Consider the following 12,251-nt stretch of genomic DNA (forward strand, 5'->3'; position numbering starts at 1 on the left):
GAATATCACCTCCGGAGATGGGTATGTTCAGGGTAAACCGTCTGCCCGGGATCCGGACAGAATGGGAAGGGCCGGGACACAAGAGCGGAGAAGGCGGACAGGCCTGTGGTGAGGGGTAGTATTCACATGCACGCAGCTGTACCCGGATGCCAGATCCGGCGGTACAGGGGAGACAGATTTTAGAATACGGATTATTTACCCTTATCCGTCGTGACAGGAGTGCTACGCTTAGCAGTCTCAGGCACCTGCGGACATCAGGGATGTCCTTACGGTTACGGCAGGTTGCTTTCATTTTTCCGGATGAGGATGAACCATGACGGATGATGCCCGTAAACAGCCCCAAACCGATCCAGCTGAAGAGAATGCCTTCTTTCCCTCCGCGTATTCGCTCAGTCAGTTTACCAGCCCTGTCTCCGATCTCAGCGGGGCAGATTACCCGAAACCGTACACTGGCACCCATAAGATCCTCGTGATTGCCGCGGATGAACGCTACCTGCCAACCGATACCGGGGCACTGTTTTCCACCGGAAACCATCCCGTTGAGACCCTTTTGCCCTTGTATCATTTGCGGGCGGCAGGGTTCGATTTTGACGTGGCCACCCTGTCGGGCCAGATGGCAAAATTCGAGTACTGGGCGATGCCCCGTGAAGATGACCGTATTATGCCTTTCTTTCGGGAGACGCTGCCGAAATTCAGGAGCCCTCAAAAACTGTCTGATGTTGTCAGCCGGCTGACGAAAGACAGCGCCTATGCCGCGGTCTTCATTCCTGGCGGGCATGGTGCCCTGATTGGACTGCCCGGGAGTGAGGACGTGGCGACGACCCTGCGCTGGGCCATGCGGGAAGATCGTGTTGTCATCTCACTGTGTCATGGACCTGCCGCGTTTCTGTCGCTGCACCAGGGAGACAATCCGCTGCGCGGGTATTCGGTGTGCGCCTTCCCGGACAGTGCCGACAAAGAAACCCCGTCGATGGGGTATATGCCGGGGCATCTGACCTGGTACTTCGGTGAGGCCCTGCAGAAAATGGGGCTGAACATTGTTAATAGCGACATCAAGGGAACGGTACACCAGGATCGTAACGTACTGACGGGGGACAGCCCCTTCGCGGCGAATGCACTTGGCCAGCTGGCCGCAAACGCGTTGCTGGCCCGGTTTGCCGGGTAACGGCCTGTAAGGGGCAGGGCGTAAGGCGGCTGCCCCGGTTGTTCGACTCTCTCCTGAGTCTCAACCTGGTCCCCGTACCCGTAAAAGGGGACCGGACACGAGAAGAGAAAAGGGCAACTTTTAGTTACAACATACATCAAGGCCTGATACCCCAGCACCTGATACCCCTGCGCCAGCCTGAAACCAAATAGCCCCTCTCCGCCACTTATCGGCCCCGTGCACAGAGGTCATAACGGCGCACACCTCCCCCCTGCAAAGCGCCGCCGCCCCGGCCAGAAGGGCCGGAAAGCCCTTGCTGTTATATAATGAATGTTGTAACTAAACAAAGTCATTGCTGTCATGAAAAGAAGGCTTAGCAGGAGAAGGAGGGCTTACTGTAATTGTGGGTGGTTCCTGGACCTTCAAATTCATACGAGGACCGGATCCGTGCCGTAGAACTCTATTATCGGTACGGAAAGAAAGCCTCGTTGTTGTCAAAGAAATACATCACGCAAATCCCGCTTTTCTGTGACAAGCTAAGCTTCTCTACCGGAGGTGGGGGTGCGGACATTACTATTGAGCCCCTACAATCTTTGCGCGCATAACAAAGATTATGTCATGGTAGCTATGCTACTTATGAAGAATAAGGGTGGGGCTTTTGTAAGCACCATTATCAGCGTTAAAATTTATACAGAAAATGGATGAAGGAGTGAAACCCTAAAGGTTCGTAAAATGTTCTTAATAGAACAAAAAATAATCCCCGCCAGTTCCACTGGACCTAATTACATTCTGAATAGCATACCACCTGCCTCATCCAGTTCTCTTCTCAGCTGCGTCAGTAATTCTGTGAGCATGTTTTCAAGGAACTCGCTGAACCCCTCTTGACCGAGACTGGTCTCAAATACGGCTGCGGGAATAAATCGCTTCATCTCAGCATGGAACAGTCCGTCCTGAATGATTGCAGGTATGGATGTAATTCTGTCCTGCAGTCGCCTGTCAAAGTCGTCGAGCCGGTAGTCACTGAGCTTCTTTTTTACCAGCTCCACATCCGGAGTGGCTCCCTGCCGGCGCAGCCAGACCAGGTCCCATATATCACGATAACGAACACGGCTGGTTGTAGCCGGGAAAGAGACCAGCTTGTCTGCCATCACCTCATTCAGGGATTCCACGCCGACCAGAATATCGGTATAGCCGTCCGGCAGTATGGTGTAGTTCCGGACGAGCTGGCGCGGCGTCCGGGTATAGGCCGGGATATTTGCCACTTCAATCTTGATTCGCTGCCGGGGCATATCCCTTCTTTCCGGGGCAGTGGTGACGGAAATCTGCCATTTATCGACCCTGACTTCAGCATATTCTGGCTCATCGCGTAATTCACGGGGCTCTTTTACCGTCACCTCGAGACCGTAGCGTGCCCCCAGATAGGCCTCAATGCATTCTTTCATGACCGTCAGGTCTGCCGAGCAAAAATCATGTCCGCCAGCGAAATCCAGGTCTTCACTGAACCGGTTCGAGCCATAGCAAAGACGCAGGGATGTTCCGCCCTGAAACGTCAGCGTCCTCAGGAGACCCGCTTCGGAAAGACAAAACAGAATGTCATAGTGCAGAAGCTCTTTTTCGACGACAGGCCTCAGGTTTGACAGGCCTCCCTGCCGGATGGCTTCTTCAACAAGAGTTTCAAAATCAACCTTAATGGACATGTTCCATCTCCTTAATATCGACCAGATGCAGGTTCCGTCCCACGCGGCGTAAATCCCGCAGCGCAGCCTCCGGAAGGGCCATTCGCAACGGGCCGGATGTCGGGGTGGTACCCTGTAGAATATCAGCGAGGCTCCTTTCGGTGTGCGTCATCTCAATGACGCCCCATGGCGTCCTGAATTCGCCTTCCCGGCCCGTGGTCATCAGCGTTAAACGATCGACAGGGATCTGAGAAATCACGCCGTACTGAGACAGCGCGGATTCGAGACTGATGTAGCTGTATTCGCCCCGGCGAATGACACGGCTGATGTGCTCCAGAATATAGCTGTCTTTGGCTGCACGGTTATAGATATAGACTCCCTGAGCAACTCGCGTGAGAATACCGGCTTCGTTCAGCCTCCGGACAGATGCTTTCAGACCTCGTTCTGATTCCTCAGGAAACATATTTCTGAGATCAGACAGGCCAAATACGTACCGGCCGGATGAACTGTAATGGTCAAGCATGTTCATTGCTGAAAACGTGTTCATTATACCTCCTTAAGCATCTCTACACAAAAGACACTTATTAACGTCTTTTGTGTAGAGATAGAATGAGTTTAGCACATGTCGATTCAGGGAGGTAGTCAGTCAAAAGTCGAATGCATACGCTGCAGCTAACCTACCAGTTTCACTACAAATTAACGGGCTGCTTATCCACACATCGGACCAAGCCTGGATACTGTTGACCGGTTTGTTTCTTTCCACTTTTTCCCTTACCGGTGCGTCCTCCGGACCGCGCTTTCTTTCCTCCACATCCCCCTCCGGCCCGGAGTTTCCTGCCGTTTTTGACCGCAGCAGAACAGGGAAAGTGTCTTTTACTTTAACCTGCGCGAAATCCCCCCCAAAACAGCAGGCCTAATACGCTAATTTTGGCAATGCAAAAAAGGCGTAAGGTGTTTTTCAGACCCGTCGCCCTGAAGGTAGACCTGATATCCGGAAGGTGGCCTCAGGATTCTACCGGGAAGACGTGAACCTGACGCTCAGCTGCGAGCCCGGGGAGCTGATGCTCAGCGTCACTGGCAATGCGGTCGGCTTCGACGCCGACAGTGCCACCGTGGCCACGCCGCAGCAAGCGACCTGGCGGAGTTGCTGCAGGGCTTCCAGCATGTCGTTCTGATTCAGACTTCGTTGTGATTTCTTGCCAGGTTGCTTCTTTCTACGTGAGGTCTGGCCGTCAAGTGATGGCAGGGCCTGCGAGCGGGTGTTGTCCCGTTTATCCTGAACCAGCTTTATCATCTCCAGAACTCGTCCCAGGCGCTTGTTATCGACGATAGCTCCCTGGTCCAGATCTGCCAGCGGCTCGTACGTGATGAAGGGCAGGGAAGTACCGTTAGCCCGGAGCTCAATAGTGCCGTCCGGATACTGCCAGACATCAATGTATTTCCCCTGAAAACGCCGGTTTTCTTCATTATCTTCAAGCAGATATAGCTTCTTATCGTACTGTAATGTCAGGTTTTTTGAGACCTTACGTAGTTCACGCCAGGTGAATGTTGCCTCCAGGTTTTCATTATTCTCAAGCGGACGGTGAACATCGAAATCGTGACGAGGTGACTTTGCAAACCGGCGGTTGTAGTCAGCCATGAACTCTTCGGCAAAGGCGTTTGCGGCCTCTTGTGTGCTGATACCACGGAGCCGCAGCTCCTTGACCAGGCGGTCCTGTAACGTGAGGTGAGCCCGTTCTACACGGCCTTTGGCTGAACTGGTGTTGGCACAGATGCCGGTGATGTTCAGCTCGTTCATGGCACGACCAAACTGAGTCTGGCCATCTCCGCCGGTGGCCTGCTTGTTATTGATCCTGAAGACACTGGCCTTGTCACTGTTGAACGCCAGAGGCTTACCGTAACGCTCCAGATAACCCTGGGTGGCTTCAAAATAGGTGAAAGTGGACTCAGAACTGACGAACAGAAGCTGCATCAGCCGGCTCGTCGCATCATCAACGTAAACGAGCAGTGTGCAGGCCGGACCACGATCCTCGAACCAGCGATGCTCACAGCCATCAATCTGGATGAGTTCTCCGGTGCAGGCCCGACGCGGTCGTGGCTGATGTACACGCGGCGGCCGTAACTTGCGGGGGATCCATAAACCAGCCTGTGTCATCAGCTTGCGTACCGTCTCTTTGTCCAGATGCAGCCCATGAACCTCGGCGAGCTTCTCACAGGCTAAAGTCGGTCCAAAATCAGCGTATCGTTCGCGGATAATACGCAGTGCTCGTTCAGCGAGGCCCGGCATGAGTTGCCGGTTGCCGGGCTGGCCACGACGACGGTTAACAAGTGAAAGCGGCCCATGTTCACGATAGCGCTCCAGCAACCGTCGGCAGTGTCTGTCAGATATCTCAAGCCGGGTTGCTGCAAGACGTGTGGTAAGACGGCGGTCGATAACGTCCTGAAGGATCTTGAGTCGGTTTACATCGTTCATTGAGAAAAACTCCGTTCCGTATGCCGTCATGAGTTTCATCCTTTGAAAGCAGTGATCGCTGTGTTGAGACTGTAGCGCGGACATGTCATTTGGTCAGAAACGGACATCTCAATTTAGCTACTACACTATTAGTACGTATAACAAAGATTATGTTAAATATAATAATAAAAAGCATATTATTCAATGGATTACAATATCGTTTATCTGCCGTTTCGTTAACATTGACCGTTTTAGTCGGCCCTTTGGACTAAACTGCTTAAGTTTGCTGAGTCAGTTCATCCAATAAATCGTCGATATCCTTCAGGAGTGACATTTTTCCATCGCCCTCCATAAATTCGGAGCTGAAGATCTCTAATATGTACTTTGAGGAGTTCAAATTCTGAATCAGCGTGTGTGTTCTGATGTTCCGTTCCAGTATGGCGTTCGCTATGTGTTCAATAGTTTCACTTGAGTGACGCGTAAACTCGAGCACTGTTGATTGCAACGCTCTGTTCCCGTCAGTCATGCTGCTGCTGAGTATCCTGTTCAGAACAAGGCATCTCAAACGGATGACTTTAGTTGCTATTATATATAGATTCTTCATGCTTTGGCTCATTAAAGTTATTTTGAATAAATCAGGATACTCTGCCATAAGACCATAGTCTTCAACAAACAGGTATACCACGGCAAGACATCACTAACCTTCTGCAGTTTACCTTAAGTGAAATATAGACCGTTAGCTGGATTTTAAATTCCGGAGAATGAGAAACTGTTCAGAACAGGATTGTTTAACGCTTCAGACTCGTTGAGTTGTCCGCACAACTGCCAGTGAAACCCGGTTGATTACAGAAGCTTCAGAAAAAGTGTCCGTTCCTGCGTATGTGAGGCCTTAGTTCCGTGGTGTAAATAAAACTCTTTAGCTTGTTCAGTAAGTGCATGAACCATTATAGCGCGTACACCTATATTCACGGCTACCCGATAGCAGCGCAATACCACATCATGAAGCAAATCTGCGCCAAGGCCTTTTCCACGGAATGAGACATCGACCGCTAGGCGTGCAAGTATCATTGCGGGTATGGGATCTGGCATTTTGCGCCTGAGACTTTCCGGAGCTTTCACGTGGGTAACGCTGCCAATGGCCAGAGAGTAAAAGCCAGCAACCTGTTTCGTGCCAATTTTACATACAACATACGGGCGCCTCCGAGAGTCTGATTTTTTATCCCTTTCTGTTTAAGCCAGCCATCGAGCACAACCTCCCCGCTAATGAACTCACCTAGTTGATGGGTGCTTAACGGTTCTGGTGCTGTTACACGTCCCACTGAGAGTAGGTGCAGCCCCCTTAATATCACAGACCTTCTTTGTCACCCTATCGCGCCGCTGAGCCCGATAATGGTTTTATTATTGCTCTTCACATTCCAGCCGGGCCTTAGCAAGATACAGAAAATTGTTCGCGATTTTCCCGCGATATATAAAGGATCACAACATTCAGGGATCATGATTAAAACCGATCTGTCAGATGACGGTGCCATGCTGGCTAACATTAATGGACGCAACTATCCGCTTAGCGGGAAAAGAAACTATATTAACTTGCCGCCTTATGCAGAGTATAAAGTCGAACTTATGAACGATAAAAAATCTGAAGAAAGCGTGTCTGTGGTCAGCGGACGTCAAAGCCATCATGTCCTCTACCCAGGAAATATTGGTATTATCGAGCCTGAAGTGAAGCAGCTTGTTACGGTATTTGGTCGAATAAAGCCTGCTGGCGGTGATACCCTGGCAGGGATAGAAATCAAAAATCATATCGGACGAACCCAAACGGATGAATATGGCGAGTTCTCTATGGACATAGACAAACGCTATCCTGTCATCGCCATTCTTAATAAAAACAATGAAGTGTGTGAAGCCAGTCTGGATCTGCGTCAAGCCCGCGGGGCTGTTTGGCTTGGTGATATATACTGCGAGAAATCATAAGCATAAAAATGACCGGGATATAAGGGGCAATTTAATGAAAAATAATTTCAAACATTCAGGCCGGACAGGGTCAGACTATGGCCTGCCAACTCTGGCCTTGTTGATTGTACTCTTTTACTCATCGGTAACATTTGCTGTCACGCCATCGACAGTTAACGATGGCAACAATACGTATGTTTTAATAGAAAATGAAGTGGATGGTGACTACCTTATTACACCTAACAGCTTCAGTCCGCGTTTTACCGGAGCAAATACATGGACAAAACTTAATACTAATCAGACCAGCCTGGGATTTATGGGGCATGCGTGGAGTCGTCCCAACAGATATTTCGATATCTGGATTGATAACTCTCCGATAGATACACCATTTCGAGGGCTTCGCTGTATCACTGATGGTGCTAACTGCCCTGCATCAGGATATTTATCGGCAGATGTTTCTGACGCTAATGGTATTTATCATACGCTTGGAGGTAGTAATGAAAATAACGGGAGTTATGCTTATGGCTCTCTGACTGATTCAGCATATCAGTACTTTGCTTCACGTCCTGTCGGTGCAAACGACGCATATGTACTGAACGTTTGTGTAACCACAACAAATTATGACTACGCTTCAGGTGTGAGATGTAAAGACTTAACCACAAATGCAACGTGGCGTGCAGTTAATATGACCTTGACTAAGGTTGGTCATCTAAAACTTTATAGCACTAACGCTCTTGCAGAGGTATGGGTCGCAAGCGACGGTACGCCAAGTACCTCATTGAACTCTGAGCACTGCAATGTCGCCATCGTTAATAATGTCAACGGTATTACATGCCGCATGGTCTCTTACAACTACCAGCGTTCAGCAAATATCACTTCAAGCCTGGTTTTCAGTATGGTTATAGATACTGGCACATTAGGCTTCAGCCCTGCTGCCAGCACGATTAGATATAGCGGAGATGGTGCAACATGGTACAACTATAGCTCACGTACCTCTTACAGTAACATATTCAAAGAGGCTGGTGATGGTTATGTTTATGTTTTTCTGACGAATACTTTTTTGAAAAATCTCGTGGATAGAGGGATTTCCATTACTAATAATGACTCAATCTTTACTTTTAATTTTTACAATTCCGTAGTGCCAAAATCGGGGTTTTATCAGTTCACGGCCTCTAATTCATTAAGTATATTACCAAAAGAATACGGTATTAGTATTGTCTCAAGCGATGGTCAGGCCCATCCAAAAGGCTCAGGTGAAATAGGCAGTCAGCAGCCCATTGAGCTTGAATATACAGTGACAACGTCTGCGGAACGGCAGGCAGACAGTATTACCGCTCAGGTCACCGGAAACTCAGTAACAATAGAATCTGTGCCGTACTGCCTTTTTAGTTCTCCGGATAACACATTTAAAGTTCCGATTCCGGCATATCTTTCTTATACCTCGCAGACTGGCGCGACCGTAAATGAGCGCAATAGCTGTGCAGACGAGCCTGTAGATTTAACTGGCGCGCTCTGGACACAGACGACCTGGGATGCGTCTACGGATAAAGGCTACTTTTTTACCACTAACCTTAAGCTCCTTTTCCCGATGAATAATTCACGTTCTGACTATACACTTGAGGGTGACACCTGGATGGGTACAGTCAGTGCAAGTGGCGAAATCAAGGTTGAGGCGACCTGGATTGGCGTTAACCGTTAGGATAAGCTGATGCGATTTTTAACATTCTTTTATTTAGCCTGTTCATTACTGCTCACAGCATGGCCTGCGGCTGCCATTTATCTGAATTCAACGGTATTTTCAGTTGAAGCTAAGGACGCATTTCTTTCCATTCCGGTAGTAAATAATACGTCTGTGGCTAATATTTATTCCGTGCAGGCCTTCAAAATTAATAAACCCGGTAAGGGGGGGGAGAATCGCGTTCATGAGAACGGAAAGGATGTCATTTGGTCCCCGCTTAACATCACTATCCCTCCTGGCGGTAAGGATTATTTCAAGGTTTTCTACCGTGGTCCGAAAGACAGACAAGAGCGCTACTTCAGGATAATTTTCAGGGAGGTCCCGGTTACCATTGTCCCTTTCAAAAAAAATGCCAGAGCGACTGAAGTGGTATCGACTATTTCAATGAGCGCAGTTTTGATTGTACGGCCAAGGACTACTGTGCTGAAATATGCCTACGATGAAAGCCAGGGAATATTGAAAAACAGCGGTAACACCTTCTTTAGAGTCATCATCCATAAGGGATGCGCAGGAGATGATGAAAGCTCTCATCAGTTCCATATGCTGCCCGGTGAACGTTATTCATCAGCGACATTAAAAGGCATGAACAGGAAGTTCATTGTGGCAGAAGGTAGATATATTCCTTTGGGCACCGCTTGCTTTGGGATTTAGTCATAAAGCAACTGTCTTTCTCTGGCTATGTTAAATAAATTGAACTTTTGCTGGAACGATACTTGAACAGTAAATCTTTAATGATCATTCTTACGGAAAACATCTGGTTATATCAAGGACTTTCTGCCCTGATGCCGGAAATCCTCTGTGTGCATTCACGTTTCAGTGACAGCCACCTGCCTGATATTGTAACGGAGGCTGAGCGTGTACTTATTGTTGTAGACAGTCGTATTTTTTTTAGGGGTGAATGGTCGGCCCTCAGTGCACTTAATGTGAAAAGACCGGACGCACGAACAGTCTGGCTGCTACTGTACGAGACAGGCTGGTTATTTCCTGAGAAGAACCGTAAAGACTGGGTTTTACCCCAGAAACTGGAGCCGACCTCGCTGCATCTGGCTCTTCTGAGATTATTTTTCGGATTTAATGACGCGGAGCGTGTCAAAAAAATCAAACTGACGCATACAGAGCAGAGTCTGCTACCTTATTTTATTTCAGACTTAAGTATGCGTATAATCTCACACCTGACGGGAAAGGACACCAAAACACTTTACACACATCGCCATAGAATCCTTAAGAAAACAGGATTGAGATTACCGGCGTTCTTAAAGTTTATTTATAAACGTAACCAGGGAGTACTGAGTATTACATGTAAAATGCTGGATTGTGAAATAAAAGAATAAAATAGGAAGCGAATGCATCGTATAACAGCAGTTATAAATAAGACTGGTCCCCCCTGTATTCTGGACCAGTTTTTCAGGGCGTAGAATGACGTTAGAACAATATTAAACGATGTTATCAAGAGGTAAGGAAACAGAAGATATAAAGGATATCGAGTTACCTTGTCGGAGTTTTCCTGCAAAAAGATTCAAAAATAATGTAACGGTCATTATTCTCGCGCGCGGCCTCGTCTCAGTAGAAATATAAATGACTTAAAGTAAAATTGTTGCAGGGAAATATATCCAAAGAACTTTGTTCAAAGTAGATCCGTCAGACATTCATATAATCTTCTCTCGACATATTTCTCCACAGCGTATTGATAACAAGAAACATTACACATTATGGAAATGGACTGCCCCCCCCGTAGACATGGGTCAGTTGCAGGAATAGCCGCGAAAGCGGCTTTCGAAGATACTTCCCTGAACTGCTTTTCTGGTGTGCAGATCCACTCAGACAATGAGCCGCAGGACATAACTGATATTGAGGCCTGTCATATTGGCATTGAGGGCCTTCATCATATCTGCACTCGTATACTTGATATTGCCTTTCAGGCTTCCCTGATAGCCTTTTGACGTGACCACTGCCAGTTGGTCCGGATTGTAGAGAGCTTTCATGTCTGCGAGCAGGTCTGACTCAACGGCACGCAGATAACGCGGGGAGGCCGCCACCACAAACCGATCGTCAGGCCTTGCCTGCATTAGCATCTTCAGAGAGGTGCACCGTCGTTCCGAAGGTGGACGCGTTGTCAGCCGTTCCCAGTGAGTACGATGACAGAACGACATCGAAGAGAATATCGCCTCATACGGGACCACGGAATCAGAGATATGCAGCAGCCCCAGGCCAGCTGAAATCCCCCACATCTCAGCACCGTTACGCGCCGCAGTTGCTGCTGCCCTGCTCCAATGTTGGCCAGTATACAGCTCGCCGGCGGTCATGGGGGCGACCCGCGACGTGCCTGCGCCAGTCTTTCCAGCCAGATCCCGTAAGCCCTGCTGGCATCGCGCTCATCCGCAAAGAGCGTATCACCTGCAGGCACGGTTTTGCGGCGCGTGCAGGTGACGATGACATGGACGTTACCTTGCCCAGTCATTTTGTCCTTACGCGGTTTCTTAGTAGTTGATGCCGATTTTATCATGTGAGTCACCTCTGTCAGAGATTTTACTCACTTAGTCGCGTGTCCACTATTGGTGGGTAAGATCAGCTGTGGGCTGACCGTGATGGTCTGTGCCTGTTCACCGAACGACTGGAACGGGGGCACTTCGCGTAGCCTGTGACCCACGACGGTAAAGTCCACCTGGCGCCGACGTAGCTATCCATACTGCTGGAAGGAATTAACTGGAAACATCCGCAGCAGACGGAACGACCTGTAATACTCATATAACCTGCTGTAAAGTGAGGTTTTGGAAACCCCATACCCTGGTGAAAACGCCCGCCTCAGGGCACTGCTACAGGAACAGCAGACCATCATCCTCAAAATGGCGGAGTATAACCGCCTACTCTCACAGAGGATGGTGGCGTACGGCAGCGAAATCAACCGGCTGAAGGCGCTTGTCGCTGAGCAGCAGCGCATGCAGTGCCGCTAAAAAGCCGAAAAAGCTGCGTGAGAAAACCGCCCGCCAGTCCCGTGAGGCGGATGAGCGCATCAGCATCCTGCAGGAGGAGATGGCGGGGGAGCTGGGTGAACTGCATGACCCGGTACTCACGCAGCCTTTACGCCAGTCTTCCGCCCGTAAGTCACTGCCAGCCTCGCTTTCACGCGAAACCCGCATGTGTCGCCGGCAGAAACAGCCTGTCCGGCATGCGGCGGAGCACTCAGCGCGCTGGGGGGGCGACGTATCGGAGCAACAGGGGCTCATCAGCAGCGACTTCCCCGGTCACGTCTCAAAACCGTTTCAGGCCTCCTCCGATTAAGAAGGAAGCCTG

General features: G+C 49.4%; 9 protein-coding genes and 5 pseudogenes. 8 read left to right on the top strand and 6 right to left on the bottom strand.

Going from position 1 to position 12,251, the window contains the following annotated elements:
- Positions 1-313 precede the first annotated feature (313 nt).
- Positions 314-1,165 carry a glyoxalase III HchA gene (gene hchA / locus L6R44_RS11585; protein ID WP_046889235.1) on the top strand — a complete coding sequence of 284 codons (852 nt, stop codon included), beginning with the start codon at positions 314-316 and terminating at the stop codon, positions 1,163-1,165.
- Positions 1,166-1,926: 761 nt separating this feature from the next.
- Here hchA and L6R44_RS11590 read toward each other — a convergent pair.
- Positions 1,927-2,841, bottom strand: a complete 915-nt coding sequence (locus tag L6R44_RS11590; protein WP_086524774.1) for a nucleotidyl transferase AbiEii/AbiGii toxin family protein — start codon at positions 2,839-2,841, stop codon at positions 1,927-1,929.
- Entirely contained in the window at positions 2,831-3,367 is a 537-nt protein-coding gene (abiEi, locus tag L6R44_RS11595) for a type IV toxin-antitoxin system AbiEi family antitoxin (RefSeq protein ID WP_153682252.1), read from the bottom strand. Before abiEi ends, L6R44_RS11590 begins: the two co-directional genes overlap by 11 nt.
- Positions 3,368-3,673: 306 nt before the next feature.
- Between abiEi and L6R44_RS11600 the strand changes: the two are divergent.
- Positions 3,674-3,795 (top strand): annotated as a pseudogene (locus L6R44_RS11600) (fimbria/pilus periplasmic chaperone); the annotation flags it as partial.
- A 163-nt stretch (positions 3,796-3,958) separates the two neighbouring features.
- Here L6R44_RS11600 and L6R44_RS11605 read toward each other — a convergent pair.
- A pseudogene (locus L6R44_RS11605) lies at positions 3,959-5,323 on the bottom strand (ISNCY family transposase); the annotation flags it as partial.
- Positions 5,324-6,115: 792 nt separating this feature from the next.
- Positions 6,116-6,591: pseudogene (locus tag L6R44_RS11610) on the bottom strand (GNAT family N-acetyltransferase).
- A 175-nt stretch (positions 6,592-6,766) separates the two neighbouring features.
- On the opposite strand from L6R44_RS11610, the gene L6R44_RS11615 reads away from it, so the two are divergent.
- The 4 genes from L6R44_RS11615 (at position 6,767) to L6R44_RS11630 (ending at position 10,291) form a co-directional block, all read left to right on the top strand.
- Positions 6,767-7,243: a CS1-pili formation C-terminal domain-containing protein gene (locus tag L6R44_RS11615; RefSeq protein ID WP_237424295.1), complete on the top strand. Its 477-nt coding sequence runs from the start codon at positions 6,767-6,769 to the stop codon at positions 7,241-7,243.
- Positions 7,244-7,277: 34 nt separating this feature from the next.
- Positions 7,278-8,921 (top strand): fimbrial protein, encoded by a 1,644-nt coding sequence (locus L6R44_RS11620; RefSeq protein ID WP_172980157.1) that lies wholly within the window; start codon positions 7,278-7,280, stop codon positions 8,919-8,921.
- Positions 8,922-8,930: 9 nt separating this feature from the next.
- A complete protein-coding gene (locus L6R44_RS11625) occupies positions 8,931-9,611 on the top strand; it encodes a fimbria/pilus periplasmic chaperone (RefSeq protein ID WP_153682263.1) in 681 nt (226 codons plus the stop codon).
- A 62-nt stretch (positions 9,612-9,673) separates the two neighbouring features.
- A complete protein-coding gene (locus L6R44_RS11630; RefSeq protein ID WP_153682264.1) occupies positions 9,674-10,291 on the top strand; it encodes a transcriptional regulator in 618 nt (205 codons plus the stop codon).
- 486 nt (positions 10,292-10,777) lie between these two features.
- Here L6R44_RS11630 and L6R44_RS11635 read toward each other — a convergent pair whose 3' ends face one another.
- Positions 10,778-11,263, bottom strand: coding sequence for a DUF6884 domain-containing protein (locus L6R44_RS11635; RefSeq protein ID WP_153682265.1), 486 nt, complete (start codon positions 11,261-11,263; stop codon positions 10,778-10,780).
- On the bottom strand, positions 11,260-11,418 hold the full coding sequence (locus L6R44_RS11640) for a hypothetical protein (protein ID WP_153682266.1): 159 nt from the start codon (positions 11,416-11,418) through the stop codon (positions 11,260-11,262). The genes L6R44_RS11635 and L6R44_RS11640 overlap by 4 nt, the downstream gene beginning before the upstream one ends.
- A 111-nt stretch (positions 11,419-11,529) precedes the next feature.
- Between L6R44_RS11640 and tnpB the strand changes: the two are divergent.
- Positions 11,530-11,709 (top strand): annotated as a pseudogene (tnpB, locus tag L6R44_RS11645) (IS66 family insertion sequence element accessory protein TnpB); the annotation flags it as partial.
- A 19-nt stretch (positions 11,710-11,728) separates the two neighbouring features.
- Positions 11,729-12,197 (top strand): annotated as a pseudogene (locus tag L6R44_RS11650) (IS66 family transposase); the annotation flags it as partial.
- Positions 12,198-12,251 lie beyond the last annotated feature (54 nt).

Origin of the sequence: Enterobacter cloacae complex sp. ECC445, assembly GCF_021892025.1 — a bacterium.
In the GTDB taxonomy this organism is placed as follows: domain Bacteria; phylum Pseudomonadota; class Gammaproteobacteria; order Enterobacterales; family Enterobacteriaceae; genus Enterobacter; species Enterobacter chengduensis.

What these genes read in the sequence shown, in the direction of transcription:
- hchA (WP_046889235.1), top strand. Translation starts at nt 314, where the DNA reads ATGACGGATGATGCCCGTAAACAGCCCCAAACCGATCCAGCTGAAGAG.
- L6R44_RS11590 (WP_086524774.1), bottom strand. Translation starts at nt 2,841, where the DNA reads ATGTCCATTAAGGTTGATTTTGAAACTCTTGTTGAAGAAGCCATCCGG.
- L6R44_RS11635 (WP_153682265.1), bottom strand. Translation starts at nt 11,263, where the DNA reads ATGACCGCCGGCGAGCTGTATACTGGCCAACATTGGAGCAGGGCAGCA.
- L6R44_RS11640 (WP_153682266.1), bottom strand. Translation starts at nt 11,418, where the DNA reads ATGACTGGGCAAGGTAACGTCCATGTCATCGTCACCTGCACGCGCCGC.
- L6R44_RS11615 (WP_237424295.1), top strand. Translation starts at nt 6,767, where the DNA reads ATGATTAAAACCGATCTGTCAGATGACGGTGCCATGCTGGCTAACATT.
- L6R44_RS11620 (WP_172980157.1), top strand. Translation starts at nt 7,278, where the DNA reads ATGAAAAATAATTTCAAACATTCAGGCCGGACAGGGTCAGACTATGGC.
- abiEi (WP_153682252.1), bottom strand. Translation starts at nt 3,367, where the DNA reads ATGAACACGTTTTCAGCAATGAACATGCTTGACCATTACAGTTCATCC.
- L6R44_RS11625 (WP_153682263.1), top strand. Translation starts at nt 8,931, where the DNA reads ATGCGATTTTTAACATTCTTTTATTTAGCCTGTTCATTACTGCTCACA.